This window comes from Enterobacter sp. 22499 (genome assembly GCF_052044815.1).
GTDB classification, from domain to species: domain Bacteria; phylum Pseudomonadota; class Gammaproteobacteria; order Enterobacterales; family Enterobacteriaceae; genus Enterobacter; species Enterobacter bugandensis.
Window position 1 is genome coordinate 760127 of record NZ_JBQENR010000001.1, and the last position, 23321, is coordinate 783447.

28 protein-coding genes are annotated in these 23321 nt (G+C 56.3%); 14 read left to right on the plus strand and 14 right to left on the minus strand.

Annotated features, from left to right (window positions below):
* Positions 1–65: 65 nt before the first annotated feature.
* The 9 genes from flgJ to flgB are packed head-to-tail and all read right to left on the minus strand — an operon-like array spanning position 66 to position 7230.
* Positions 66–1019, minus strand: a complete 954-nt coding sequence (gene flgJ, locus ACTJI7_RS03755; protein WP_041910522.1) for a flagellar assembly peptidoglycan hydrolase FlgJ — start codon at positions 1017–1019, stop codon at positions 66–68.
* Complete coding sequence (locus tag ACTJI7_RS03760) at positions 1019–2110, minus strand: flagellar basal body P-ring protein FlgI (protein WP_028012706.1); 1092 nt, start codon at positions 2108–2110, stop codon at positions 1019–1021. The genes flgJ and ACTJI7_RS03760 overlap by 1 nt, the downstream gene beginning before the upstream one ends.
* Positions 2111–2122: 12 nt before the next feature.
* Positions 2123–2821, minus strand: a complete 699-nt coding sequence (gene flgH, locus ACTJI7_RS03765; protein ID WP_023311139.1) for a flagellar basal body L-ring protein FlgH — start codon at positions 2819–2821, stop codon at positions 2123–2125.
* A gap of 57 nt (positions 2822–2878) precedes the next feature.
* Entirely contained in the window at positions 2879–3661 is a 783-nt protein-coding gene (gene flgG / locus ACTJI7_RS03770) for a flagellar basal-body rod protein FlgG (RefSeq protein ID WP_000625853.1), read from the minus strand.
* An 11-nt stretch (positions 3662–3672) separates the two neighbouring features.
* Positions 3673–4428, minus strand: coding sequence for a flagellar basal body rod protein FlgF (locus ACTJI7_RS03775; protein ID WP_028012705.1), 756 nt, complete (start codon positions 4426–4428; stop codon positions 3673–3675).
* A gap of 20 nt (positions 4429–4448) precedes the next feature.
* A complete protein-coding gene (gene flgE / locus ACTJI7_RS03780) occupies positions 4449–5657 on the minus strand; it encodes a flagellar hook protein FlgE (RefSeq protein ID WP_041910523.1) in 1209 nt (402 codons plus the stop codon).
* 26 nt (positions 5658–5683) lie between these two features.
* Positions 5684–6394: a flagellar hook assembly protein FlgD gene (gene flgD, locus ACTJI7_RS03785; RefSeq protein WP_041910524.1), complete on the minus strand. Its 711-nt coding sequence runs from the start codon at positions 6392–6394 to the stop codon at positions 5684–5686.
* An 11-nt stretch (positions 6395–6405) separates the two neighbouring features.
* On the minus strand, positions 6406–6810 hold the full coding sequence (flgC, locus tag ACTJI7_RS03790) for a flagellar basal body rod protein FlgC (protein WP_013097138.1): 405 nt from the start codon (positions 6808–6810) through the stop codon (positions 6406–6408).
* Between the two features lie 3 nt (positions 6811–6813).
* A complete protein-coding gene (flgB, locus tag ACTJI7_RS03795) occupies positions 6814–7230 on the minus strand; it encodes a flagellar basal body rod protein FlgB (protein WP_008500815.1) in 417 nt (138 codons plus the stop codon).
* Positions 7231–7387: 157 nt separating this feature from the next.
* On the opposite strand from flgB, the gene flgA reads away from it, so the two are divergent.
* From flgA to flgN, 3 genes are all read left to right on the plus strand, one after another.
* Positions 7388–8047: a flagellar basal body P-ring formation chaperone FlgA gene (gene flgA, locus ACTJI7_RS03800; protein ID WP_028012702.1), complete on the plus strand. Its 660-nt coding sequence runs from the start codon at positions 7388–7390 to the stop codon at positions 8045–8047.
* A gap of 93 nt (positions 8048–8140) precedes the next feature.
* The gene (gene flgM, locus ACTJI7_RS03805) at positions 8141–8434 is read left to right on the plus strand and encodes a flagellar biosynthesis anti-sigma factor FlgM (RefSeq protein WP_014883360.1); all 294 of its coding nucleotides are present in this window, start codon (positions 8141–8143) and stop codon (positions 8432–8434) included.
* 4 nt (positions 8435–8438) lie between these two features.
* Entirely contained in the window at positions 8439–8864 is a 426-nt protein-coding gene (gene flgN / locus ACTJI7_RS03810; protein WP_028012701.1) for a flagella biosynthesis chaperone FlgN, read from the plus strand.
* A gap of 59 nt (positions 8865–8923) precedes the next feature.
* On the opposite strand, the gene murJ is transcribed toward flgN, so the two are convergent.
* From murJ to rimJ, 4 genes are all read right to left on the minus strand, one after another.
* Entirely contained in the window at positions 8924–10459 is a 1536-nt protein-coding gene (murJ, locus tag ACTJI7_RS03815; RefSeq protein WP_063153827.1) for a murein biosynthesis integral membrane protein MurJ, read from the minus strand.
* Between the two features lie 129 nt (positions 10460–10588).
* Complete coding sequence (locus ACTJI7_RS03820) at positions 10589–11512, minus strand: Gfo/Idh/MocA family protein (protein WP_182035272.1); 924 nt, start codon at positions 11510–11512, stop codon at positions 10589–10591.
* 2 nt (positions 11513–11514) lie between these two features.
* On the minus strand, positions 11515–12162 hold the full coding sequence (locus ACTJI7_RS03825) for a YceH family protein (protein WP_047368280.1): 648 nt from the start codon (positions 12160–12162) through the stop codon (positions 11515–11517).
* 9 nt (positions 12163–12171) lie between these two features.
* On the minus strand, positions 12172–12756 hold the full coding sequence (gene rimJ / locus ACTJI7_RS03830) for a ribosomal protein S5-alanine N-acetyltransferase (protein WP_013097146.1): 585 nt from the start codon (positions 12754–12756) through the stop codon (positions 12172–12174).
* A 236-nt stretch (positions 12757–12992) separates the two neighbouring features.
* Between rimJ and mdtH the strand changes: the two genes are divergently transcribed.
* The 9 genes from mdtH to ACTJI7_RS03875 all read left to right on the plus strand — a co-directional run bounded on the left by mdtH (position 12993) and on the right by ACTJI7_RS03875 (position 19679).
* Positions 12993–14201 (plus strand): multidrug efflux MFS transporter MdtH, encoded by a 1209-nt coding sequence (mdtH, locus tag ACTJI7_RS03835; RefSeq protein WP_047364272.1) that lies wholly within the window; start codon positions 12993–12995, stop codon positions 14199–14201.
* 123 nt (positions 14202–14324) lie between these two features.
* Positions 14325–14885, plus strand: a complete 561-nt coding sequence (locus ACTJI7_RS03840) for a lipoprotein (RefSeq protein WP_028012696.1) — start codon at positions 14325–14327, stop codon at positions 14883–14885.
* Between the two features lie 126 nt (positions 14886–15011).
* Positions 15012–16058: a dihydroorotase gene (gene pyrC, locus ACTJI7_RS03845; RefSeq protein WP_028012695.1), complete on the plus strand. Its 1047-nt coding sequence runs from the start codon at positions 15012–15014 to the stop codon at positions 16056–16058.
* Positions 16059–16132: 74 nt separating this feature from the next.
* Positions 16133–16378 carry a DNA damage-inducible protein I gene (gene dinI, locus ACTJI7_RS03850; protein ID WP_028012694.1) on the plus strand — a complete coding sequence of 82 codons (246 nt, stop codon included), beginning with the start codon at positions 16133–16135 and terminating at the stop codon, positions 16376–16378.
* Positions 16379–16650: 272 nt separating this feature from the next.
* A complete protein-coding gene (bssS, locus tag ACTJI7_RS03855) occupies positions 16651–16905 on the plus strand; it encodes a biofilm formation regulator BssS (RefSeq protein WP_023299782.1) in 255 nt (84 codons plus the stop codon).
* Between the two features lie 116 nt (positions 16906–17021).
* On the plus strand, positions 17022–18140 hold the full coding sequence (gene solA / locus ACTJI7_RS03860; RefSeq protein WP_047368279.1) for an N-methyl-L-tryptophan oxidase: 1119 nt from the start codon (positions 17022–17024) through the stop codon (positions 18138–18140).
* Between the two features lie 60 nt (positions 18141–18200).
* Positions 18201–18314 carry a YceO family protein gene (locus ACTJI7_RS03865; RefSeq protein WP_032644857.1) on the plus strand — a complete coding sequence of 38 codons (114 nt, stop codon included), beginning with the start codon at positions 18201–18203 and terminating at the stop codon, positions 18312–18314.
* A 218-nt stretch (positions 18315–18532) separates the two neighbouring features.
* Positions 18533–19099 carry a cytochrome b gene (locus tag ACTJI7_RS03870; RefSeq protein ID WP_063942654.1) on the plus strand — a complete coding sequence of 189 codons (567 nt, stop codon included), beginning with the start codon at positions 18533–18535 and terminating at the stop codon, positions 19097–19099.
* Between the two features lies 1 nt (position 19100).
* Complete coding sequence (locus ACTJI7_RS03875; protein ID WP_028012691.1) at positions 19101–19679, plus strand: YceI family protein; 579 nt, start codon at positions 19101–19103, stop codon at positions 19677–19679.
* Positions 19680–19720: 41 nt separating this feature from the next.
* On the opposite strand, the gene trhO is transcribed toward ACTJI7_RS03875, so the two are convergent.
* Positions 19721–20770: an oxygen-dependent tRNA uridine(34) hydroxylase TrhO gene (gene trhO / locus ACTJI7_RS03880; protein WP_192979239.1), complete on the minus strand. Its 1050-nt coding sequence runs from the start codon at positions 20768–20770 to the stop codon at positions 19721–19723.
* A 222-nt stretch (positions 20771–20992) separates the two neighbouring features.
* On the opposite strand from trhO, the gene ACTJI7_RS03885 reads away from it, so the two are divergent.
* Together ACTJI7_RS03885 and mdtG are read left to right on the plus strand one after the other, a co-directional pair.
* Positions 20993–21919, plus strand: coding sequence for a Kdo(2)-lipid IV(A) acyltransferase (locus ACTJI7_RS03885; RefSeq protein WP_028012689.1), 927 nt, complete (start codon positions 20993–20995; stop codon positions 21917–21919).
* Between the two features lie 140 nt (positions 21920–22059).
* On the plus strand, positions 22060–23277 hold the full coding sequence (gene mdtG / locus ACTJI7_RS03890; RefSeq protein WP_192979238.1) for a multidrug efflux MFS transporter MdtG: 1218 nt from the start codon (positions 22060–22062) through the stop codon (positions 23275–23277).
* The last annotated feature ends 44 nt before the right edge of the window (positions 23278–23321 follow it).

Below are 23321 nucleotides of genomic sequence, written 5' to 3' on the forward strand. Positions count from 1 at the left end.
TTTATACGTTCAGACACGAGTCCTGATGAAGGTTATCGGCAACCTCCACCGGGACTTGAGAACTTTCAGAACAGATTTTCGATATCTGTGCTATAGGCTTTGCTGACCTTCTCGCCCATCGATTTCAGCTGCTGGATCATGCTGGTAAGCTTGCGCGCGTAGTTCGGGTCGGTCGCGTAGCCCGCGTTTTGCAGGGCCTGAGCGCCCTGCTCCGCCGTTGCCGCCTGCGTAACGGCGGTATAACGCGGATTTCGGCTCAGCAGACCCACATAGTCAGACAACGCTTCCAGATAAGAGCTGTAAACGCGGAATTTGGCTTTCACCTTCACCGCCGCGCCGTTCTCGTATTCCGTAGTCGTGATCTCGGTGGTCGGCCCCTTCCAGCTGGAGGTGGCCTTCACGCCGAAGATGTTGAAGCTCGGGTCGCCGTTTTCCTTGCGGATCTGGCGCTGGCCCCAGCCCGACTCCAGCGCGGCCTGGGCCAGAATCAGGTGGTGAGGCACGCCGCTCTGTTCACTGGCAAGCCGTGCCGGCAGAGAAAGCTGCGCCAGGAAGTCTTTGCTGTCACCGGAGAGCGCCTCGTCGCCGCTGCCCGTTGCCTTCGGTATCGCTTTACGCACCATCTGCGTCAGCGCCTGGTTCTGATAACTGGTCACCGTTTCAAGGTCGAACTTCATCGGCACCTGCGGCGGCTGCTCTTCTGGCTGAACACCCTGTGCGGCAGCGGTCTGTTTGACAATCATGTCAGCCAGACCGAGGCCTTTACCAGCGGTCATCTGCTGCGCAATCTGCTGGTCATACATGCTGGTGTAGAGACGCGTTGAATCGCTGCTGAACATCCCGTCTTTCGGCAGGGTTTCGCGCATGCTCTTCAGCATCATCTGTACAAACATCCCTTCCACCTGGCGAGCAACCGGGCGGATATTCGCCGCCGGGTCTTTACCTGCTTTGGCTTTCAGTTCGTTGAGCGACTGGGCGTCCCAGGCGGCACTGGTCAACAGTTTGCTATCGGTCAGCATCAGATGATTTCCAGTTTGGCGCGCAGGCAGCCCGCGCTTTGCATCGATTGCAGAATGGACATCAGATCCATCGGCGTCGCGCCCAGGGCGTTCAGGGCACGCACCACGCTGTTCAGGTTGGCGCTGGAGCGCACGCTCTGCAGGGAACCGCCGCTCTGGCGTAAATCAATCTGCGTTTGCGGCGTCACTACCGTCTGGCCGCCACCAAACGGTGTATCCGGCTGGCTGACGTTGGCGGAACGGTTAACCGTCACCGACAGGTTACCCTGCGCCACGGCACAGCTATCCAGCGACACTTCCCGGTTCATCACCACGGAGCCCGTACGGGAGTTGATGATCACTTTGGCATCCTGCACCGGCACGTTCACTTCCAGATTCTGGATATCCGCCAGCATGCGCACCTGGTTGCTGCTGCCGGTGGAGGTGCGGATCTGCACGGTACGCGCATCCAGTGCCGTGGCATTGCCATAGCTGCGGTTGATGGTGTCGGCAATCTGCTGCGCCATCGTGAAGTCTTCATTATTCAGCTGCAGGTTGATGGTGTTACCCGCGCCAAACTGGGTCGGCAGTTCACGCTCGATGATCGCACCGTTGGTGATGCGCCCGCCGTTCAGCTGGTTCACCTGTACGCTGCTTCCACCAGCGGATGCGCCTGCCCCGCCGACCAGGATGTTCCCCTGCGCCAGCGCGTAGACCTGGCTGTCGACGCCTTTCAGCGGGGTCATCAGCAGCGTACCGCCGCGCAGGCTTTTGGCGTTACCCATTGAGGAGACCACCACGTCAATGGTCTGCCCCTGGCGCGCAAACGCCGGGTATGAGGCAGTGACCATTACCGCGGCCACGTTTTTCAGCTGCATGTTTGTTCCCGCTGGCACGGTAATGCCGAGCTGGGAAAGCATGTTGTTTAAGCTTTGGGTGGTAAACGGCGTCTGGGTGGTCTGGTCACCGGTACCGTCCAGCCCCACCACCAGGCCATAGCCAATCAGCGAGTTCCCGCGGACGCCCTGAACGCTGGTGAGATCGCGAATGCGGTCGGCCTGGGCAAACGTTGCGACAAGAACCAGCGCCGCGGCGAAGATCGATTTAAACATGGGTCACCTCGCTTACATCGGCGATAAATTAAGGAAGAAGCGCTGCAGCCAACCCATATTCTGCGCTTCATTAATGTAGCCGTTACCGACGTACTCAATGCGCGCATCCGCCACCTGGGTGGACGGAACGGTGTTGGTGCCGCTGATGGTGCGTGGATTCACCACGCCCGAGAAGCGAATGAATTCAGTGCCCTGGTTAATGGCGATCTGTTTTTCACCCACGACGTGTAAATTGCCGTTAACCAGCACCTGGTCAACCGTGACCGTCAGCGTACCGCTGAAGGTGTTGCTGGCGTTCGCGCCACCTTTACCGTTAAAGGTGTTGCCGCCGGAGGCCTCAACATCCGCACGGGCATTGCCGAACAGGCCCTGCAGATAGCGTGGAACGGTGTCAAAGCCAAAATTGGTTTTGCCATCGCGGCTGGCGTTCGCCGACGAGCTCTTGCTCGCGCTGACGTTTTCCTGCAGCACAATGGTCAATGTATCGCCGACATTACGCGGGCGGCGATCTTCAAACAGCGGCTGATAGCCGTAGTTAATCGGCTGCGCGGTCTGGAAAATGGAGCCGTTTACAACTGGCGCAGGGCCAGGAACGGGTTGGGCAGTCGTCGCACCCTGGACCAATGGTTTAGACGGGATCAAAGCGCACCCGCTGAGGGTGACGGCCAGAACAGTCAGTATCGGATAACGAAACGCCGCGTTTTTTTGCATTGCCTTCATCTTCGAAAACAGGGAGCCGGTGCGGGGTTTACCGCACCGGGCTACACCTTAGAGTTGCGTCAGTTTCTGCAGCATCTGATCGGTCGTCGAGACTGCTTTACTGTTAATTTCATACGCGCGCTGGACCTGGATCATATTCACCAGCTCTTCCGCCACGTTCACGTTGGAGGTTTCGACATACCCCTGATACAGCAGACCGGCACCGTTCAGGCCTGGCGTACTTTCATTTGGCGTGCCGGAGGATTGCGTTTCGGTGTAGAGGTTCTCACCAATGCTTTCCAGACCGGTATCGTTCATGAAGGTGGTCAGGTTGAGCTGTCCGACCTGGACCGGCGCGGCCTGCCCCTGCTGGGTCACGCTCACGATGCCGTCACGGCCGATGGTAATGCTCAGGGCGTTCGCCGGAATGGTGATCGCAGGCTGAACCTGGAAACCGCCCGCCGTCACCAGCTGACCGTTCTGATCGACCTGGAAGGAACCGTCACGGGTGTAGGCAGAGGTCCCGTCAGGCAGCTGCACCTGGAAGAAGCCCTGGCCTTTGATCGCCACGTCTTTGCTGTTGTTGGTCTGAGACAGGTTGCCCTGGCTGTGCAGACGCTCGGTCGCCACCGGGCGAACGCCGGTACCGATCTGCAGGCCTGACGGCAGCGTCGTCTGTTCAGAAGACTGCGCGCCCGGCTGGCGGATGGTTTGATAAAGCAAATCTTCGAAAACGGCGCGCTGACGCTTGAAACCATTGGTGCTCACGTTTGCCAGGTTGTTGGCAATCACATCCATGTTGGTTTGCTGCGCGTCCAGGCCAGTTTTCGCGATCCATAAAGAACTGATCATAAAGAGTCCTGTTAACTCATCGACAGAAGTTGGTTAGCCTTGCCCGCGTTTTCGTCCACGCTGCTGATAATTTTCATCTGCATTTCAAAACGACGGGCGCTGGCGATCATGTCGCTCATAGCGGCTACCGGCTTAACGTTGCTGCCTTCCAGAACGCCGGACATCACGCGGATGCTCGGATCGGCCTGTAATGTGGCACCACGGGTAGCCTGAGCTGCCTGGGTCAGACGGAACATACCGTCGTCGCCGCGCTGCACCTCTTTGCCTTCCGCTTTGACCAGCTTCAGACGCCCGACGGGGGCAACGGTGTTGGCAGGATCGCCCGGGTTCAGCGCCGAGATGGTGCCGTCCGCGGCGATGGTCAGCTCAGAGCCTTCCGGCACGGTCAGCGGGCCCGCTTCACCCATCACCGGATGCCCCTGAATCGTCAGCTGGCCGGTCGCGCTGACCTGGATATTCCCGTTACGGGTATAGCCTTCGCCACCGTCCGCCGTTTGCACCGCCAGCCAACCGTCCTGCTGCAGAGCAACGTCCAGCGGGCGTGAGGTGTAATCCATCTGCCCTGGCGTCATGTCTGCGCCCGGGGTGGATGCCGCCACCAGCGTACGGGTCGGCAGGGAGAGCCCTTCCACCGGCACTGCGCGCAGCGCATTCAGCTGCGCGCGAAAGCCCGGCGTAGAGGCATTTGCCAGGTTGCTGGCGGTAACGGCCTGCTGGCTGAGCGTCTGACTTGCCGCGCCCATCGCGGTATATATTGCGTGATCCATTGCGCTTTCCTGTTAGCCGCTTAACGCAGGTTAACCAGCGTGTTGAGGATCTGATCCTGGGTCTTGATGGTCTGCGCATTCGACTGATAGTTACGCTGCGCGACAATCATGTTCACCAGTTCTTTACTCAGGTCCACGTTAGAGGCTTCCAGCGCGCCGTTGGTCAGCGTGCCGAAGTTACCGGAGCCCGCGGTGCCCAGCAGGGCAACACCGGAAGACTGCGTGGCAGACCAGACGTTATCCCCTTCGGACTTCAGGCCTTCGTTGTTGGCGAAGTTTGCCAGCACGATCTGGCCCAGCACCTGAGTCTGCTCGTTGGAGTAGTTCCCGACGACGGTGCCGTCATCGTTGATCTGATAGCTGACCAGGTCGCCCGGCTTGAAGCCGTTCTGGTTGGTCGCCACGATATTGTTTGCACCGGTGTTCTGCTGCATGGAGTTAGCAAAACTCATCGCGAAGGTCGCCGGGTCCGCACCTGGGATAGTCGCGGTAGTGATGTTGATGTTTCCACCCCCGATCAACGTACCGTTATTATCGAAGGTCAAGGTCGTGGCCACTGCCGCCGCGCTGCCTGCCACGCTGCCGTCCTGGGCATACACTTTCCAGGAGTTCGCCGGGGTTGCATCTTTGACGTAAAACAGGTTCATGTTGTGCGCATTACCCTGGCTATCAAAGACGGTTACCGTACCTTTTTTGTTGTAGGTGTCCGGGTTGGCCGGATCGAAGGCGGCGGTTGGTGCAGCATCGGTGGAGTTGAGGTTAATCTGCTGGGAAGCCGTTGTGGTGGACTTCGCGGCCATCAGCGTGGTCGGGATATTAATCGCCTGTGGATTCGCACCGGTCTGAACCGTTGATGGTGTTCCGGCAACCGGATACCCCGTTAATTGCATCCCCTGCATGTTCACCAGGTTACGGTTTTCGTCCAGCTTGAACTGGCCGTTACGGCTGTAGAACACCGAGCCGTTTGCATCGACCATACGGAAGAAACCGTTCTGGCTGATGGCAACGTCCAGGCCACGACCGGTGTTGGTGGTGGTACCGTCGGTAAAGTCCTGAGTGATGCCCGCAACTTTTACGCCCAGACCCACTTTGGAACCGGCAAACATATCTGCAAAAGACGCAGAACCGGATTTGAAACCATAGGTCGCGGAGTTGGCGATGTTGTTGCCAATGACGTCCAGGTTGGTGGCCGCAGCATTCAGGCCGCTGACCGCTTGAGAAAAGGCCATGACTTACTCCTGATAAGTGTTAAGGCTTAGATAATCTGCCGAACTTCGTCGAGTGTGGTGGTACCGGAGGTACCCAAATCCAGTTTGTTGCCGTCGCCCCCTTTAATCACGCCCTGAACCAGCGCGAACTGCAGCGGCTGCGCCACCAGTTGGGTCGTCCCGTTGCTGGCGCTAATCGCAACTTTGTAGGAGCCATTTGGTGCTTTCGTGCCGTCGGTCAGGCTGCCGTCCCAGGTAAAGGTGTGAACGCCCGCTTTCAGCTCGCCGATGTCGATGGTGCGAACCACGGCGCCGGTTGAATCGGTGATCGTCGCCGTCACTTTGTCAGCCGCCTGCTGCAATTCAACGCCGAACGGCGTAGTGGTGGTGGTCGATGTACCGTCGGTGGTGCTGGTGCCCGCCAGGATCGTGGTCCCCGGGATCATCACGCCGTGACCAATCAGGCTTGCCGCCTGCAGGGACTGAGCGCTGTTAATCTGACCGGAGACGGAACCGAGGGTGGTGTTCAGTTTCTCAATGCCGCTCACGGTACTGATCTGCGCAAGCTGCGTGGTCAGTTCATTGTTCTGCATTGGGTTAGTCGGATCCTGGTTCTTAAGCTGCGCCACCAGCAGCGTCAGAAAACTGCTCTGCAAATCGGAGGCATTGCTTCCCGTCAGGGAGCTGGAGCTTGTCGAACTTTTGGTGTTGTTAACACCCGTGTTCGTCGGATCATTCACATTTACGGCGATGGACATGCATGTCTCCTTTACTGGCCGAGAGTGAGTGTTTTGAGCATCATGCTCTTCACGGTATTAAGCACTTCGACGTTCGCTTGGTAGCTACGGGACGCCGACATGGAGTTCACCATCTCGCCTACCACATCCACGTTTGGCATCTTCACGTATCCGTTAGCGTCCGCGAGCGGGTTACCTGGCTCATACACCAGCTTGTCCGGCGCCTGGCTCTCAACCACGTCAGACACCTTCACGCCGCCCGTCGCCGCGCCTGGCGCAGCGTCGACCTGAAACACAACCTGTTTGGCACGATAAGGCTGTCCGTCAGGTCCGGTCACGCTGTCGGCGTTCGCCAGGTTACTGGCGGCCACGTTCAGACGTTTGGACTGGGCAGTTAGCGCCGAGCCGGCGATATCAAAAATATTCAGCAAGGCCATTTATCAGTTGCCCCCTTGCAGGACGTTCATCATGCCTTTGATTTGTCCGCCGAGTACGGTCAGGCCCGTCTGGTATTTCAGGCTGTTATCGGCAAACTGCGTACGCTCCCGGTCCATATCCACGGTGTTACCGTCGAGTGAAGGCTGGTCAGGGATGCGATAAAGTAAATCGGTCGCTGGCGCGGTCATCGCCTGAGCGGGAATATGGCGAGAGGATGTCATGGCGAGTGCAACACCGGTTCCTTCGGCACGTCCACGCTCCATCACCTTTTTGAGCTCACTGGAAAAATCAATATCGCGCGCCTGATACCCGGGCGTATCGGCGTTAGCGATGTTGGCGGCTAAAATCTCCTGCCGCTGGGCGCGTAAATTGAGCGCTTCCTGCTGAAAACGTAACGCGGCGTCGAGTTTATCGAGCATGTCTCCTCCGCTGATGGCAAAATTTCAGTTCACAGCTTAAATCTCACCCGGTCTCCCCTATCGACGGAATAAGCACAAAATGCGTCGCTATTTATTCCGTTGATGCAAAACCACTGCAGGTAGAATTCATCCAACTCTGGAAACGGTGGAACTTGCGATGCAAACGTTAAAACGTGGCCTGATGGCAACTTTCTTGCTGTTTAGCCCTCTGGTGAATGCCGGGGATTTACAGGATGCGCTGACGAATTTTTTTGCCCAGAAGCTGGCAGGCTTTAGCGATGACGTTAACGTGACCATACGCACGCCGCCGAATCTGTATCCGACCTGCGAGCAACCGTCATTCAGCGTGACGGGGACCACGAAGCTGTGGGGCAATGTGAACGTCCTGGCACGCTGCGCCAACGAAAAACGCTATTTACAGGTTGCAGTTCAGGCGACGGGCAATTATGTTGTCGCCGCCGTCCCCATTGTGCGTGGCAGCGCGCTGCAGGCAAACAGCGTGACGTTAAAGCGCGGGCGTCTGGATCAGCTCCCGCCGCGGACAATGCTGGACATTAACCAGGCACAGGACGCCGTCAGCCTGCGCGATGTTGCGCCGGGCCAGCCTATTCAGCTCTCCATGCTGCGCCAGGCGTGGCGTGTCAAAGCGGGACAGCAGGTGATGGTCGTTGCCAACGGAGACGGCTTTAGCATCAACAGTGAAGGGAAAGCGTTAAACAATGCCGCGGTAGCGCAAAACGCCCGCGTCAGAATGTCCTCAGGCCAGGTGGTGAGCGGAACCGTCGATTCTGATGGGAATATTCTGATTAACCTATAATCTTTTTAAAGATTTCGCGGCGCGTGCCGATAAATATTCCACTAATGATGATGTCAGGCGCAAACGCCGCGAACCCTCGATGAGGACAACACTATGAGCATTGATCGTACATCAGCCCTGAAGCCGGTAAGCGCTGTACAGCCTCGCGAAACGAACGACGCTACCCCTCAGAAAACGCGTCTGGAAAAACCGTCAACGTCTAACAGCACCAGCGTGACCCTGAGCGATGCCCAGGCAAAACTGATGCAGCCAGGCAGCAACGATATCAATATGGAACGTGTTGAAGCGCTGAAAACAGCTATTCGCAACGGTGAGCTGAAAATGGACACCAGCAAAATTGCTGATGCCCTGATTCAGGAAGCACAGAGTTTCTTACAGAGTAACTAACCGTATGAGTCGACTGTCAGAAATACTGGATCAAATGACGGTTGTCCTGAACGACCTGAAAACGGTAATGGATGCTGAACAACAGCATCTCTCTTCCGGTCACATTAACGGCAGCGCGCTGCAGCGTATTACTGAAGATAAGAGTTCGCTGCTGGCCACGCTGGATTATCTGGAGCAGCAGCGCCGCGCCGAGCAGGACTCGAAGCGCAGCGCCAATGACGATATTGCCGAGCGCTGGCAGACCATTACCGAAAAAACCCAGCATCTGCGCGATCTCAACCAGCATAACGGCTGGCTGCTTGAAGGCCAGATAGAGCGTAATCAGCAGGCGCTTGAGGTGCTGAAGCCGCATAAAGAAACCGGACTGTACGGCGCGGATGGTCAGACGGCGACGGCACGTATTGCGGGTGTAAAAAAGATTTCGATTTGAGGCGTAAGCGACAAATCTTGCAGTGGGGAGCACCCTGAGGTGAACTCCCCTTTTGGCGTTTATGCCGTCCGGCGGGTAAACTCTTTCACTTTGAAGCCCAGCACGGCGAGCGTGGCAAAATACGCTACCACCCCAACGCCCACCACGGCCATCAGCCGCATCAGACGATAAGGCATCGTGCCCAAAGACCATTCCGGCATGATGTACATCATCCCGATGAGTGCCGCAGACATCACCAGCACCGCCACGACCAAACGCACGAGGAAACTTGCCCACCCCGGCTGCGGCGTAAAGATATCCTGCTTGCGCAGCTGCCAGTAAAGCAGCCCGGCATTCAGACAGGCCGCCAGACCAATAGACAGCGACAGGCCGGCATGCTTCAGCGGGCCGATAAATGCCAGGTTCATCAGCTGCGTCATAATCAGCGTTACAATGGCAATTTTCACCGGCGTTTTAATGTCCTGACGTGAATAGAACCCCGGTGCCAGCACTTTGACGACAATCAGCCCCATCAATCCCACCGAGTAAGCGACCAGCGCGCGCTGGGTCATCGCGGCGTCAAACGCGGTGAATTTCCCGTACTGGAACAGCGACACCGTCAGCGGCTTGGCGAGGATCCCCAGCGCTACCGCGCTTGGCAGGGCCAGCAGGAAGCAGAGACGCAGGCCCCAGTCCATCAGGCGGCAGTATTCGTCATGGTTGCCGCTGGCAAAGCTTTTCGACAGCGACGGCAGCAGGATGGTCCCCAGCGCCACGCCCAGCACGCCGGACGGGAACTCCATCAGGCGGTCAGCGTAGTACATCCACGAGACGGAACCCGACACCAGGAAAGAGGCAAAAATGGTGTTGATAATCAGCGAGATCTGGCTGACGGAGACGCCAAGAATGGCGGGCCCCATCTGCTTGATAACGCGCATCGCCCCGGCATCTTTCAGGTTGATACGCGGCAGCACCAGCATGCCGATTTTTTTCAGGTGCGGCAGCTGGTACGCCAGCTGCAGCACGCCGCCCACGGTGACCGCCCAGGCCAGGGCCAGCACCGGCGGGTTGAAGTGCGGCGCGGCGAACAGCGCAAAACCGATCATGCTGACGTTGAGAAACGTCGGCGCAAACGCCGGAACGGAGAAGCGGTTCCAGGTGTTCAGGATCGCCCCCACCAGCGAGGCCAGCGAGATCAGCAGAATATAGGGGAAGGTAATGCGCAGAAGCTGCGAGGTCAGAGCAAATTTATCCGCCGTGTCGGCAAAGCCGGGCGCGGTCACCATAATGACCCAGGGCGCGGCCAGCATACCGACTACCGTCACCACGGCCAGCGCCAGCGTCAGCAACCCGGAGACATAAGAGACAAACACGCGCGTCGCGTCTTCACCCTGCTTGCTTTTATATTCCGCCAGAATGGGCACAAACGCCTGGGAGAACGCCCCTTCAGCAAAAATGCGACGCAGCAGGTTCGGCAGTTTGAACGCCACGAAAAAGGCGTCCGTTGCCATCCCTGCACCAAAGACCCTTGCCACAATGGCATCGCGCGCAAAACCGAGAACGCGAGAGAACATGGTCATCGAGCTGACGGCCGCCAGCGATTTTAATAAGTTCATTAACGTGAATTTCCAGAACCATACGGATTTATAGACCGGGAAAGCACAAGCGCCACCCGGCAAAGCCAACAAGCGGCGCTTAGTCTAACCCGATTTCAACGAATTACTATCCGCATATGTTACAGCGAGTTATTCACTCATGGCCTCGCGCCAGAGCCGTTCCACAATGCGCTGAGCCAGAATGGCCTGCTCGCCGGACGTTTCAGGAACCGTCTGATTTTGCACGCAGGTGATAAAGTGGCGGGCACATCCTGCGAAACCTCGTTGCTCCAGAGTGCTTTGCCAGCCGGGGACCGGCTGCATCACCACGCCGCCGCCCTTCTCTTCCCGCCATTCACGCATGTCGGTAACGTCGTACAGCGCGCCGTCGGTTACCGCCTGCACGGATTCCCGCTGGCTGCCCGCGCGGCGGTGCATGCTGGTGGTGACCTGAAGATGCTCAACGGCAAAATGGTGTTCCGCATACACCATCTGCCCCTGTTCGTTGGTGACAAGAGTGCCGCTTTTCAGCAGCGCTTCGCCGTTAGCCAGCCACAGCGCGGTGTCCACCACGTGGAGGTAGTCATCGAGAAGGGTAAAGCGCAGATCGTTTGGTCCCACGCTGTCGGTGCGGTGCTTATCCATGCGCAGCGAGGCCATATTGCCGGACTGCGCCTTCAGCTGCTGGTAAAGCGGCGCGAAGCGGCGGTTGAAACCGACCATCAGCGTCAGTTTTTTACGTGCCGCCAGCTCAATCAGCCGTTCAGCGTCCTGAACATTTTCCGCCAGCGGTTTATCCACGCAGACGTGAACCCCCGCATTGAGCAACTCGCTCACCACCTGATAGTGGGTTGCCGTTGAGGTATGCACAAAGACCGCATCGCAATCGCGGGCCAGATCCTGGAGCGATGCCGCATACGGGATACGCCAGGTTTCACAGATACGTTCTGCCTTTTCTCGGGTGGGTGACCATGCCCCTTGCAGCGTCCAGTCAGACGCAGCGCCCAATACGGGCAGCCAGGCTTTCTGCGCAATACCGCCCAGCCCCACCACGCCAATGCGTAATTTTTTCACCGTTAGTCTCCCAAATGTGCCAGCAGTGCATCCAGACGCTGTTTCAGCCCGGCCACCTCGTCTTCCAGCGCCTCTACGCGCGCGGCAAGGTCGTCACGGGTTGCAGGGCTCGATTCCGTCGCCACGCTTGCGGCGTCAACGTCGCCGCTGAAGAGATGCATGTAGCGGCTCTCACGTTTACCCGGCTCGCGCGCCAGGCGCACCACGAAAGGGCCATCCTCACGCGCGGCCAGCCCTTCCAGGGTCTGCTCGACTTCCTGCATGTCGCTGAACTCATGCATTCGGGAAGCGCGCGTTCGCAGTTCCCCCGGCGTTTGCGCCCCGCGCAGCAGCAGCGTGGTAATAACCGCCACTTCCGCGCTGTTCAGCTTCAGATCGCCAAATTCGGAGTTACAGAAGCGCTGCTCGTATTTGGTCACGCGGTTGCCGAAGCCGCTGACGGTGCGCAAATAGTGGCGCTTCACCAGCGCATCCAGCACGTCCTGAACCTCATGCTCGCTGAGATTCATCACCGGCTCGCGGTTGGTCTTCTGGTTGCAGGCCATGGTCACGGCGTTAACAGAGAGCGGATACTGCTCCGGCGTGGTGACCTGTTTTTCGAGTAAGCACCCAATCACGCGCGCTTCCGTACCGTTTAGCTGATACTTCATCTTTTCTCCTTAACGACCTGCGGTCCAGTCACGGGTGGTTAATGCCGTCAGAACGTGGTCGCGCCACTCTCCGTCTATCAGCAGATAGTCTTTGGCATAACCCTCTTTCTCAAACCCTAAACGCGCCAGCAAATTCCCGCTGCGCTGATTATGCGGCATGTAGTTCGCCATAATGCGATGGATATGCTGCGTGCGTTGCATATAGCGGATGGCTACCGTTAACGCCTCGTACATCAGTCCCTGCCCCTGCCATTTCTGGCCGATGGAATAGCCAAGGTAGCAGGCGTGAAACGATCCCCGCACCACGTTTGAAAAATTGGCGATCCCGATAATCTCTTTCTCTTCTGGATCCAGCAGCGCGAAATAAAACGCGCTGCCCTGCTTATGAAATTCAGCGATCATGCTGAGGCGTGCCTGCCAGCCGGAGGGGTAACAATGGCTCTCATCCCGAACGGGTTCCCAGGGTTTTAAAAACTGGCGATTCTCGGCGTAATAATCCGCCAGACGCCAGGCATCACGCTCATGCACAAGACGAACGACCAGCCTGTCCGTTGTCAGACGCACTTTTGGCACATTACTGCGATAGCCAAACATCAATACCACTCCTTCCCGTCACTTCAGCTTACCCATTAGCTTTACTATACCTGCGCCCGTGCCGTCTGTGAAAACAGTGACATACCATTTTGACCTCTTTTCACATTTTTCGATGAGAACTCTCTATCAAAGCACCGTTTTGATAAAAAAATATTGTCGCGCCCGGGGGTGGGAAAAAACGCGGCGACACCGCAGAATGTTAGCGTGCTCACCTTCTTATTTTCCCTGGAGGGAAAATGTCCCGCGTATCACAGGCCAGGAGCCTGGGTAAATATTTCCTGCTCGTCGATAACATGCTGGTCGTGCTCGGCTTTTTTGTCGTGTTCCCCCTCATCTCGATCCGCTTTGTCGATCAAATGGGCTGGGCGGCATTAATGGTTGGGATTGCCCTGGGGTTACGCCAGTTTGTCCAGCAGGGGCTGGGCGTCTTTGGCGGGGCTATTGCCGACCGCTTTGGCGCTAAACCGATGATCGTGACCGGGATGCTGCTCCGCGCGGCAGGCTTTGCCACGATGGCGGTTGCCCAGGAGCCCTGGCTGCTGTGGTTCTCCTGCTTTCTCTCCGGTATCGGTGGCACGCTGTTTGACCCGCCACGCACCGCGCTGGTGGTAAAGCTGATTCGTCCACAGCACCGCGGCCGCTTCTTCTCCATTCTGATGATGCAGGACAGCGCCGGGGCGGTTGTTGGCGCCCTGCTGGGCAGCTGGCTGCTGCAGTACGATTTCCGTCTGGTTTGCGCGGCCGGGGCGGTGCTGTTTATTCTTTGCGCCCTGTTTAACGGCCTCTACCTTCCGGCCTGGAAGCTGTCGACGGTAAAAGCCCCGGTGCGGGAGGGGCTAGGACGCGTCCTGCGCGACAGGCGTTTTGTCACCTACGTGTTGACCCTGACCGGCTATTACATGCTCGCCGTACAGGTGATGCTGATGCTGCCAATCATGGTGAACGATATTGCGGGCACGCCTGCTGCCGTAAAATGGATGTACGCCATTGAAGCCTGTCTGTCATTAACGCTGCTTTATCCGATTGCCCGCTGGAGTGAACGGCGTTTTCGCCTGGAGCATCGCCTGATGGCCGGGCTGTTTCTGATGACGCTGAGCATGATGCCGATCGGTCTGGTAAACACGCTTCAGCAGCTTTTTACGCTGATCTGCACCTTCTATATCGGCTCCATCATCGCCGAGCCCGCCCGCGAAACGCTGAGCGCCTCGCTTGCTGATGCGCGTGCGCGCGGCAGCTATATGGGCTTCAGCCGCCTGGGTCTGGCCTTTGGCGGTGCGCTGGGTTACGCCGGCGGCGGCTGGCTGTTCGATGCCGGCAAAGCGCTTAACCAGCCGGAACTTCCCTGGATGATGCTCGGCGTGGTAGGCATCATGACGCTTCTCGCCCTGTGGTGGCAGTTCAGCCAGAAGCGCAGCGCGAGCGGCATGCTCGAGCCTGGCGCGTAGCCTTTCCCTCGGGCGGGAGCCTCTCCCGCCCCACTTCTCAGTTTTTTCTGCTGGTTTCTGCCCATTCACGCTGACATACTGGCGTAACAGGACAGAAGCGCCGATTTTTCGTTGAGGAGCACTATGAAGAAAATTGTCTTAGCCGCGGCATTCGTTGTCAGCGGTCTGCTGGTGGGCTGTAACCAGCTTACGCAATATACCGTCAGTGAGCAGGAAATTAATCAGGCGCTGGAAAAACATAACAATTTCTCTAAAGACATTGGCGTGCCGGGGCTGGCCGATGCCCACATCGTTCTCACCAATCTCACCAGCCAGATTGGTCGCGAAGAGCCGAATAAAGTCACTCTCGCAGGCGATGCCGCGCTTGATATGACGTCCCTTTTTGGCAATCAGAAAGCCAACATCAAGCTCAAGCTGAAGGCGCTCCCCGTTTTCAACAAAGAGAAAGGAGCGATATTCCTGCAGGAGATGGAAGTGGTCGATGCGCAGGTTTCGCCGGACAAAATGGCGCCGGTACTGCAAACCCTGATGCCCTATCTGAACCAGTCGCTGCGAAACTACTTTAACCAGCAGCCGGCGTACGTCTTAAGCGAAGACAACAGCAAGGGTGAAGCCCTCGCGAAGAAATACGCAAAAGGGATAGAGGTGAAACCGGGAGAGATCGTTATTCCTTTCACCGATTAACCTGAAGGGCGCTGCGGCGCCCTTTTTTTTACGGAAAAGTGTGCAAACGAAAACGTTTCCGCTTATGATTTGTGTCCGGCAAAAACAGCCATCCTTATGACTGATTCCTGACAAGCCGGAGCTTCCATGACTGCACAACCCCAGGTTCTTAAAATCCGCCGCCCAGACGACTGGCATATCCATCTGCGCGATGGCGATATGCTGAAAACCGTCGTGCCCTATACCAGTGAAATTTATGGCCGCGCGATTGTCATGCCAAACCTGGTTCCGCCAGTCACCACCGTCGATGCCGCCATTGCCTACCGTCAGCGCATTCTGGATGCCGTTCCGGCGGGACATGATTTCACCCCGTTGATGACCTGCTACCTGACCGATTCACTGGATCCGAACGAAGTGGAACGCGGGTTTAACGAAGGCGTATTTACGGCGGCGAAACTCTACCCGGCGAACGCCACCACCAACTCCAGCCACGGCGTCACCAGTATTGATGCCATCATGCCGGTGCTGGAGCGCATGCAGAAACTGGGCATGCCGCTGCTGGTACACGGTGAAGTAACGCATGCGGAGATTGACATCTTCGACCGTGAAGCCCGTTTTATCGAAACCGTGATGGAGCCCCTGCGCCAGCGCCTGCCGGCGCTTAAGGTGGTCTTTGAGCATATCACCACCAAAGACGCGGCAGAGTATGTTCGCGACGGTAACGAGCTGATCGCTGCGACCATCACCCCACAGCATCTGATGTTTAACCGTAACCATATGCTGGTGGGCGGAGTGCGCCCTCACCTGTACTGCCTGCCGATCCTCAAGCGCAACGTTCACCAGCAGGCGCTGCGCGAGCTGGTCGCCAGCGGATTCACGCGTGCGTTCCTGGGCACAGACTCCGCGCCTCACGCCCGCCATCGCAAAGAGGCAAGCTGCGGCTGCGCGGGCTGTTTCAACGCCCCAACGGCGCTTGCCAGCTACGCAACCGTATTTGAAGAGATGAACGCGCTGGAACATTTCGAAGCGTTCTGCTCCCTCAACGGCCCGCGCTTCTACGGCCTGCCGGTCAATGACACCTTCATTGAGCTGGAGCGCAAAGCGAGCCAGGTTGAGGAGTCTATCGCGCTGACGGATGACACGCTGATCCCCTTCCTGGCAGGTGAAACCGTAAGCTGGACGGTAAAACGCTAAAAAATCAACGCCCCTTGTTGTCAAACCGATAATATGCCTGTATAAATAAACAGTATATTACACAGGGGGCATTTATGCGTATTGAAGTCACCATAGCCAAAACTACCGTTCTGCCTGCCGGCGCGCTTGACGCTCTGGCAGGCGAATTATCCCGTCGTATTAACAACACCTTTCCCGACAACGCGGGCGCCGTAACGGTGCGTTACGCCGCAGCGAACAACCTCTCCGTCATGGGTGCCGCAAAAGAAGATAAAGATCGCATCAGCGAAATCCTGCAGGAAACGTGGGAAAGCGCAGACGACTGGTTCATTACCGATTAACACTGCTCCCTCATTGTGTTTTTTGCCGGGTCGCCCCGGCTTTTTTTTGCCTGTAATTTCGAAAGTTCAAATTAATTCAGCGTGTTCTTAAAAAATCGTGAACGAGATGGTGTTTTATTGTTCGAACAATCCTAAAAAGCAGAAAAATGTGTTGCTACCTGTTTATTTTTCCCTTTGGAACCCTTATTACTTGGTATACTGAAGAAGCTTTCAGAAAAACATGCATTGAACCTCAGAGCCGTTGTCTTCTAACACGCATTAAGGGGGTTATAATGGAAAAGAATAACGAAGTCATCCAGACCCATCCGCTTGTAGGCTGGGATATCAGTACCGTAGATAGCTACGATGCACTGATGCTGCGTTTGCACTACCAGACCCCAAATCAACTCAACCGTGACGAAGCGGAAGTGGGACAGACGCTGTGGCTAACAACAGACGTCGCCCGTCAGTTTATTTCTATTTTAGAGGCAGGCATTGCAAAAATAGAATCTGGCGACTATCAGGAAAATGAGTATAAACGGCACTAACCTTATGCCCACTTTTCACTCAACAGGCACCCTCGCGGTGCCTTATTTATTTCCCGCTTGTTTACGCCCGCGTTGTTAATTACTCTGCTAACAAACCGTAAGTTTACGAGATGCATATGAGATACGACTTAATCATTATTGGTAGCGGCTCCGTTGGATCGGCCGCCGGTTATTACGCAACGCAGGCAGGGCTAAACGTCCTGATGATTGACGCCCACCTGCCGCCGCATAGCGAAGGTAGCCATCATGGCGACACCCGTCTCATTCGCCATGCCTATGGCGAGGGGGAGCGCTACGTTCCGCTGGTGCTTCGCGCCCAGACGCTGTGGGACGAGCTGGCGAAACAGACTGAAGAGCGCATTTTCGAACGCACAGGGATCATCAACCTCGGTCCGGCCCGTTCAGAATTTCTCGCCAACGTCGAACGCAGCGCGAAAGCCTTTAATCTTGACGTTGAGAAGCTGGACGCGGCGGCCATTACCTCGCGCTGGCCTGAAATTACTGTCCCGGAGGATTATATCGGCCTCTTTGAAGCCAACTCCGGTGTGCTGCACTGTGAAACGGCGATCAAAACCTGGGTCGATCTTGCCGCCAAAGCGGGCTGTGCGCAGCTGTTCAATTGCCCCGTAGAGGCCATCACGCATGATGCAAACGGCGTTACGGTGAAAACCGTAGACGGGGAATATTCGGCTTCCCGCCTGCTTATTAGCGCAGGAACCTGGGTTACCCGCCTGCTCCCGGACCTGCCGATCCAGCCGGTACGCAAGGTCTTCTCCTGGTTCCAGTCTGACGGGCGTTACAGCGCGCAAAATAAATTCCCGGCCTTTACCGGCGAGTTACCCAACGGCGATCAGTTCTACGGTTTCCCTTCCGAGAAGGACGCCCTCAAGATTGGAAAACACAACGGCGGGCAGGTCATCTCCTCACCTGAGGAGCGCAAGCCGTTTGGCGCCTGCCCGCAGGACGGCTCCGAAGCCTTCTCGTTCCTGCGCAATATTCTCCCGGGCGTCGGTGGCCTGCTTTATGGCGCGGCCTGCACCTATGACAACACGCCGGATGAAGACTTTATCATTGATACGCTGCCGGGACATGACAACACCCTGCTGATTACCGGGCTGAGTGGCCACGGCTTTAAGTTCGCTTCGGTGTTGGGTGAAATCGCCGCGCAGTTCGCCCAGGGTATCACGCCGCAGTTTGATCTGACGCCGTTCTCACTCTCGCGTTTTAACGGATAATCGGCCACGGGCTCCGGCGGCATCGGGGCCCGTTTTCTTCGTACTCAATTGTGGGGCGTTATGCGCAGGATAGTGGATTTCCTCATCAATAACATTCGCGAACACTTTATGCTCTATATCTTATTGTGGGCGCTGCTCGCTATCGTTGATGTTATTTACATTGTGTTTTATTGAAAGTGACAATTGACGTTAACTGACGTTACTTTATGTTTATTTAAGATTTTTTCTTCTGCTAAATACGTCTTGCACGAAGCCATTGAATTAATCTCGCCGTTTCTTTTCAAAATCGCTGAAATAAATAAAATAAAAATCAATAGTCAATTATTTCAGTTGCAATATCGCGCCTTCCCGTTCATTTTTACCTTTCGGTTAATTTGAAAATGGACATTCTGATGCAATTGCGTAACTCCTCCCGGCGCTACGGAATAATATCCATAAGTTTGCACTGGATATTTGCCATTGCCGTCTACGGTATGTTCGGACTTGGACTCTGGATGGTCACGCTCAGCTATTACGATGGCTGGTATCATCAGGCACCCGAGCTGCATAAAAGCATCGGGGTTCTGCTGATGCTGGGGCTGGTATTTCGCGCTATCTGGCGACATATTTCCCCACCGCCCGCGCCACTAAAGACATACGGAAAAATAACTCGAGTCAGCGCCGTTGCCGCGCATATTGCGCTCTACGCGCTGCTCTTCGCCATTCTTATCAGCGGCTATCTCATTTCAACGGCAGACGGCAAACCGATTAGCGTTTTTGGCCTGTTCGAGGTTCCGGCAACGCTCAGCGATGCCGGGGCTCAGGCCGATACGGCAGGCGTCATTCACCTCTGGCTTGCCTGGAGCGTGGTGATCCTGTCCGTACTGCACGGGCTCGCCGCCCTTAAACACCATTTTATTGATAAAGACGATACGCTTAAGCGCATGCTTGGCCGCTCGTCAGTTGACTCTGGAGCATAAAATGAAAAAACACCTGCTGGGTATTGCCCTCGGTTCTCTGTTATTCACCACCGGTTCTGCCGTAGCGGCTGACTATAAAATTGATAAAGAGGGCCAGCACGCTTTCGTCAATTTCCGCATTCAGCACCTGGGATACAGCTGGCTGTACGGCACCTTTAAAGATTTCGACGGCACATTTACTTTTGACGAGAAAAATCCTGCGGCAGATAAAGTCAATGTGACCATTAATACGAACAGCGTCGACACGAACCATGCTGAGCGCGATAAACACCTGCGCAGCGCAGAGTTCCTCAACGTCACAAAATTCCCACAGGCCACCTTCACCTCCACGGAAGTTAAGAAAGACGGTGATAAATTGGCTATTACCGGGAATCTGACGCTGAATGGCGTAACTAAACCCGTGACTCTGGATGCGAAATTGATCGGTCAGGGCGACGATCCGTGGGGCGGAAAACGCGCAGGTTTTGAAGCGGCGGGTAAAATTCACCTGAAAGATTTTAATATCACAACGGATTTAGGCCCGGCGTCGCAGGACGTTGAGCTGGTTATTTCCGTTGAAGGTGTGCAGCAGAAGTCGTAATAGATTCGCCCGGCAGGCTTTCGCCGTGCCGGGCGTTATTATCATTCCGGGTCAGGAATACCCAGTTTGGTATTCAGACGGCCGCGTGATTTATTAAAAATCTTATTACCGTTTTCACGCCCCGCGCGACGACGACGCTGCTCTTCTTCCGGCAGGACGCTCTCTTCGCTGCACAGCTCGCTACAGCAGCCGTTAAACTTCTCGGCACAGGCCGGGCACTGAATAAACAGCAGGTGGCAACCGTCGTTTTTGCAGTTGGTGTGGGTATCGCACGGCGCGCCGCACTGGTGGCACTGGGCAATCACATCTTCAGAAATGCGCTCGCCCATGCGCTCGTCAAAGACGAAGTTTTTACCGATAAAGCGTACCGGTAAGCCCTGCTCACGGGCGCGGCGGGCGTACTCGATAATACCGCCTTCAATGTGCCAGACCTTGTTGAACCCATTGTGCTTCATCCACGCGCTGGCCTTCTCGCAGCGGATACCGCCGGTGCAGTACATAACGATTTTTTTATCCTTATGCTCCTGCATCATCTCCACCGCTTTAGGCAGTTGCTCGCGGAAGGTATCGGCCGGAATCTCCATCGCGTTTTCGAAATGCCCCACTTCGTACTCGTAGTGGTTACGCATATCAATGAACACGGCATCCGGATCGTCCAGCATCGCATTCACTTCCGCGGCCTTCAGATATTCGCCGACGTCCGCCGGGTTAAACTCAGGATCGTCAATACCGTCCGCCACGATGCGTTCACGCACCTTCATGCGCAGCACCCAGAACGATTTTCCATCGTCATCCAGGGCAATGTTCAGGCGTAAGCCGTTGAGGGCAGGATCGAAGCTATAAAGCGCGTCGCGGAACGCATTCACTTTGCTTTCCGGCACGCTGATCTGCGCGTTAATCCCTTCGCGGGCAAGGTAGACGCGGCCGAATACGTTCAGCGCCGTGAAGGACTGATAAAGCGCATCGCGGGTCGCCTGCGGATCGTCGATAGTGAAGTATTTGTAGAAGGAGATGGTCGTGCGCGGTTCGGTTTCAGCCAACATGCGCGCCTTTAACATCTCATTCGAAACGCGGTTGTGTAACACTGGCATGGTGTACAAGTCCTGCAATCGTCAGAGAGAATGAAAAATCGGTCGGCATCATATAGCAAACAAAACCAATTTACATCCACACAATTTACGCTACATTTCACACACCCTGATGAATCAGGCTTAACAATCGCCGTCGTCGTGCAGGTTTCGACGGCAGATATTTTGGCTACGTCTCAAAAAATGCGACAATAGCGAAACAGGACGTTTGAACACAGGAAAGACATGACCCAGTTACCAAAATTTACCGTCGCCCTTTTGCACCCCCGCTATTGGATGACCTGGCTTGGCATTGGCTTTTTATGGCTACTGGTACAGCTTCCCTACCCTGTTATCTTCCGGTTAGGTACATCATTAGGCCGACTCGCGCAAACGCTTATGAAGCGCCGCGCCCGCATCGCGTATCGTAACCTTGAGCTGTGCTTTCCGCAGATGAGCGAGGCAGAGCGCCATGATATGGTCTCGAAGAATTTCGAATCCGTCGGCATGGGTCTCATGGAGACCGGAATGGCGTGGTTCTGGTCGGACAAACGTATGGCCCGCTGGAGCAAGGTTACAGGCACCGGCATGGAGCCGGTGCATACGCTTCAGGCCAATCAGACCGGCGTGCTGCTGATCGGCGTCCATTTCCTGACGCTCGAAATCGGGGCGCGTATGTTTGGCATGCAGGCGCCCGGCATCGGGGTTTACCGTCCTAACGACAACCCGGTTATCGACCTCATCCAGACCAATGGCCGCATGCGCTCCAACAAAAGCATGATCGACCGTAAGGATCTGAAGGGCATGATCCGCGCGCTGAAGTCCGGTGAAGTGGTCTGGTATGCCCCCGATCACGACTATGGCCCCCAGGCCAGCGTCTTTGTCCCCTTCTTCGCCGTTGATGAGGCCGCCACCACGACCGGCACCTGGATGCTGGCGCGGATGTCCAAAGCCGCCATCGTTCCCTTTGTTCCCCGCCGTATGCCGGATGGCTCAGGCTACGAGCTGATGATGCTTGAGCCGGAACTCGCGCCGCCGCTGGAAGATGCGGAAACTACCGCGCGCTGGATGAACGGCGTTGTGGAAAAGTGCATCATGCTGGCACCCGAGCAGTACATGTGGCTGCATCGACGCTTTAAAACGCGGCCAGAAGGCACGCCTTCCCGCTATTGATCCTCATGCGGCCCTCAGGGCCGCATGCTATTTTAGCTTTAAAAGCTCCCCCTCATTGCGGCAATCATAACCCAGGCGCATAATTAGCAGGCTTATTACTTCATGCCTCAGGTGCTCTGCACCTCACTATTCGGATTGTTATGACACCCTCAGATGCCCCCATAAACTGGAAGCGTAACCTCACGGTTGCGTGGCTTGGCTGTTTTCTTACCGGCGCGGCGTTTAGCCTGGTCATGCCTTTCCTGCCGCTCTACGTCGAACAGCTGGGCGTGACGGGCCATAGCGCACTCAACATGTGGTCTGGCCTGGTATTCAGCATCACGTTTCTCTTTTCCGCCATTGCCTCGCCCTTCTGGGGCGGCCTTGCCGACCGCAAGGGACGTAAAATCATGCTGCTGCGTTCAGCGCTGGGGATGGCGATTATCATGGCGCTGATGGGCGTGGCGCAGAACGTCTGGCAGTTCCTGATATTGCGCGCATTGCTGGGCTTATTGGGCGGATTTATTCCCAACGCGAACGCCCTGATCGCCACGCAAATTCCTCGCCATAAGAGCGGCTGGGCGCTTGGCACGCTCTCAACCGGTGGCGTGAGCGGCGCCCTGCTTGGGCCGCTGGCGGGGGGATTACTGGCGGATAACTACGGCCTGCGCCCGGTCTTTTTCATCACCGCCAGCGTGTTGTTCCTGTGCTTTATCGTCACCCTGGTATGCATCCGTGAAAAATTTACGGCCGTCGCCAAAAAAGAGATGCTTCACGCCAGAGACGTGCTGACCTCGCTTAAAAATCCCAGACTGGTGCTGAGCCTATTCGTAACGACATTGATCATTCAGGTGGCAACCGGATCGATCGCTCCTATTCTCACCCTATACGTTCGCGACCTGGCGGGTAACGTCAGCAATATTGCGTTTATCAGCGGACTGATTGCCTCTGTGCCCGGCGTGGCGGCGCTGGTTAGCGCACCGAGACTGGGGAAATTGGGTGACCGGGTCGGCCCGGAAAAGATCCTGATCTGCGCACTGATCATTTCCGTCCTGCTGCTTATCCCCATGTCGATGGTGCACTCTCCGTGGCAGCTGGGCGTGCTTCGCTTTTTGCTGGGCGCCGCCGACGGAGCGTTGCTGCCCGCCGTACAGACCCTGCTGGTCTACAACTCCACGAATCAGATTGCCGGGCGTATCTTTAGCTATAACCAGTCGTTTCGCGATATCGGTAACGTCACCGGGCCGCTTCTCGGGGCGGGTATTTCCGCCAGCTTCGGTTTTCGCGCCGTCTTTATCGTGACGGCAGGCGTGGTGCTGTTCAACGCGATTTACTCCTGGTTCAGTTTATCCCGCGCGTTACGGCCGGTGACGGAATAAGAAGAACGCCTGACGGCTTATTTTCGCATTCATACTTGCAGAAT

Coding starts and splice junctions, on each gene's coding strand:
- flgJ (WP_041910522.1), bottom strand. CDS start 1,019: ATGCTGACCGATAGCAAACTGTTGACCAGTGCCGCCTGGGACGCCCAG.
- ACTJI7_RS03760 (WP_028012706.1), bottom strand. CDS start 2,110: ATGTTTAAATCGATCTTCGCCGCGGCGCTGGTTCTTGTCGCAACGTTT.
- flgH (WP_023311139.1), bottom strand. CDS start 2,821: ATGCAAAAAAACGCGGCGTTTCGTTATCCGATACTGACTGTTCTGGCC.
- flgG (WP_000625853.1), bottom strand. CDS start 3,661: ATGATCAGTTCTTTATGGATCGCGAAAACTGGCCTGGACGCGCAGCAA.
- ACTJI7_RS03775 (WP_028012705.1), bottom strand. CDS start 4,428: ATGGATCACGCAATATATACCGCGATGGGCGCGGCAAGTCAGACGCTC.
- flgE (WP_041910523.1), bottom strand. CDS start 5,657: ATGGCCTTTTCTCAAGCGGTCAGCGGCCTGAATGCTGCGGCCACCAAC.
- flgD (WP_041910524.1), bottom strand. CDS start 6,394: ATGTCCATCGCCGTAAATGTGAATGATCCGACGAACACGGGTGTTAAC.
- flgC (WP_013097138.1), bottom strand. CDS start 6,810: ATGGCCTTGCTGAATATTTTTGATATCGCCGGCTCGGCGCTAACTGCC.
- flgB (WP_008500815.1), bottom strand. CDS start 7,230: ATGCTCGATAAACTCGACGCCGCGTTACGTTTTCAGCAGGAAGCGCTC.
- flgA (WP_028012702.1), top strand. CDS start 7,388: ATGCAAACGTTAAAACGTGGCCTGATGGCAACTTTCTTGCTGTTTAGC.
- flgM (WP_014883360.1), top strand. CDS start 8,141: ATGAGCATTGATCGTACATCAGCCCTGAAGCCGGTAAGCGCTGTACAG.
- flgN (WP_028012701.1), top strand. CDS start 8,439: ATGAGTCGACTGTCAGAAATACTGGATCAAATGACGGTTGTCCTGAAC.
- murJ (WP_063153827.1), bottom strand. CDS start 10,459: ATGAACTTATTAAAATCGCTGGCGGCCGTCAGCTCGATGACCATGTTC.
- ACTJI7_RS03825 (WP_047368280.1), bottom strand. CDS start 12,162: ATGAAGTATCAGCTAAACGGTACGGAAGCGCGCGTGATTGGGTGCTTA.
- rimJ (WP_013097146.1), bottom strand. CDS start 12,756: ATGTTTGGCTATCGCAGTAATGTGCCAAAAGTGCGTCTGACAACGGAC.
- mdtH (WP_047364272.1), top strand. CDS start 12,993: ATGTCCCGCGTATCACAGGCCAGGAGCCTGGGTAAATATTTCCTGCTC.
- ACTJI7_RS03840 (WP_028012696.1), top strand. CDS start 14,325: ATGAAGAAAATTGTCTTAGCCGCGGCATTCGTTGTCAGCGGTCTGCTG.
- pyrC (WP_028012695.1), top strand. CDS start 15,012: ATGACTGCACAACCCCAGGTTCTTAAAATCCGCCGCCCAGACGACTGG.
- dinI (WP_028012694.1), top strand. CDS start 16,133: ATGCGTATTGAAGTCACCATAGCCAAAACTACCGTTCTGCCTGCCGGC.
- bssS (WP_023299782.1), top strand. CDS start 16,651: ATGGAAAAGAATAACGAAGTCATCCAGACCCATCCGCTTGTAGGCTGG.
- solA (WP_047368279.1), top strand. CDS start 17,022: ATGAGATACGACTTAATCATTATTGGTAGCGGCTCCGTTGGATCGGCC.
- ACTJI7_RS03865 (WP_032644857.1), top strand. CDS start 18,201: ATGCGCAGGATAGTGGATTTCCTCATCAATAACATTCGCGAACACTTT.
- ACTJI7_RS03870 (WP_063942654.1), top strand. CDS start 18,533: ATGCAATTGCGTAACTCCTCCCGGCGCTACGGAATAATATCCATAAGT.
- ACTJI7_RS03875 (WP_028012691.1), top strand. CDS start 19,101: ATGAAAAAACACCTGCTGGGTATTGCCCTCGGTTCTCTGTTATTCACC.
- trhO (WP_192979239.1), bottom strand. CDS start 20,770: ATGCCAGTGTTACACAACCGCGTTTCGAATGAGATGTTAAAGGCGCGC.
- ACTJI7_RS03885 (WP_028012689.1), top strand. CDS start 20,993: ATGACCCAGTTACCAAAATTTACCGTCGCCCTTTTGCACCCCCGCTAT.
- mdtG (WP_192979238.1), top strand. CDS start 22,060: ATGACACCCTCAGATGCCCCCATAAACTGGAAGCGTAACCTCACGGTT.